1 protein-coding gene is annotated in these 417 nt (G+C 38.6%); it reads right to left on the reverse strand.

Going from position 1 to position 417, the window contains the following annotated elements; all coding sequences use genetic code 11:
• The coding region (locus R0J88_RS18855) for a hypothetical protein (RefSeq protein ID WP_410900705.1) at positions 1 to 300 on the reverse strand (300 nt) is incomplete at its 3' end.
• Positions 301 to 417: the final 117 nt, after the last annotated feature.

A 417-nucleotide genomic window follows, 5' to 3' on the forward strand; every position in this document is an offset into this window, starting at 1 on the left:
CTGAAGTAATTCAGCTAACTCTCTATGTATGTCAGGTGCATCTTCCATCGTCACCCCTTCAGGTATTAGCATCCCATCGGCTTCAGGATTCCTGTCGACACTAAAAAACTCATATGTGAAAAAAAGAATGTCTACACGCGAACGAGTACGAATGTAATCATTTTCTAATAGCTTGATATTTTCTACTGCTTGTACCGTTTTCTCAGCTGATAGTAGCCCATTTTCTCGTAACTCTTTCACTTTCTTCTTATACAGATTCAGCTTGTTTAGTTTTCCTTCCCATTCCACTACGAAAGGCAATAGTCTCACACCCTTTCAAACGAAAATAACCGTATGGAAACGGTTGTCTACCATATATAGTCGCTTGAATAGGCATGAGTTCTACAAAAATACTTGCAATCCATCAATTAAGAAGCT

This window comes from Pseudoalteromonas sp. SIMBA_162, from assembly GCF_046535955.1.
Lineage (GTDB): Bacteria > Pseudomonadota > Gammaproteobacteria > Enterobacterales > Alteromonadaceae > Pseudoalteromonas > Pseudoalteromonas marina.